This window comes from Aquimarina pacifica, from assembly GCF_000520955.1.
GTDB lineage: Bacteria > Bacteroidota > Bacteroidia > Flavobacteriales > Flavobacteriaceae > Aquimarina > Aquimarina pacifica.
The window spans coordinates 1-857 of the sequence record NZ_JACC01000110.1 but is presented as its reverse complement, the minus strand read 5'-3'; the positions used below and the strand labels follow the sequence as shown (position 1 = coordinate 857).

General features: G+C 39.7%; 1 protein-coding gene. It reads right to left on the bottom strand.

Annotated elements, in window-relative coordinates; genetic code table 11:
* Positions 1-857, bottom strand: an 857-nt coding sequence (locus tag DZ60_RS0121995) for a PorP/SprF family type IX secretion system membrane protein (RefSeq protein WP_025744148.1), incomplete at both ends; no start/stop codon positions are given.

Below are 857 nucleotides of genomic sequence, written 5' to 3'. Positions count from 1 at the left end.
GGGGTTAACATTCGATTGTATTTTTTAAAGAGTTCAAAACGTAGAAAAACCTCGTAACTCCCATCATTGAATTGCGCCTGGCCTAATTGGGTCGTCTCTCTGTCATAGGCAAAACCGATCATCATAGCATCAGAGACCTGAAAACCAATCGATCCACTAACAGCAGCACTCCAACGATAGGCAGCTCCCAAAGTAAGACGCTCATACAACAAAAAGTTGGCAGAAACATCTACCTGTAAAGGCGCCCCAAATACCAATTTACTCAAAACAGCAGGCTTAAACTTGACATCATCGCTCAAATCAAAAACATGACCAGCAATCAAATAGTAATTAATACGCTCCTCTGCCAAAAAACTAACCGCATCACTATCACTACTGGTAGCACTCTCATCAAAATGATTCGTCTCTAACAGATTAGGAGCACTTAATCCTACATAGGTCTTTTGGTTATGATAATACACACCCACACCCACATTAGGACTGAACTTGTTATCAATATTACTCTCAAATAAAGCATCATTGCTATTAAATTGAGATAACTCCAGAAAATCAATATTTAATAAATGACCTCCGGCCTTTAATCCAAAACTTAATTTACCTTCTTCTGAGGTAGCAATGGTATAAGAAAAATCAATATCGAAATAAGTCTCATCAACAGGACCAATCTGATCATTGACAATAGAAAGCCCCAAACCAACACGCTCATTATCTCCTATAGGAGTATTGATCGTCAGAGTTTGAGTACGCGGGGCTCCATCCAATCCAACCCATTGACTTCGATGCAAGCCCATAATACTCATCACGCCGCGACTACCCGCATAGGCAGGATTAACACTAATGGTATTATACATATACTG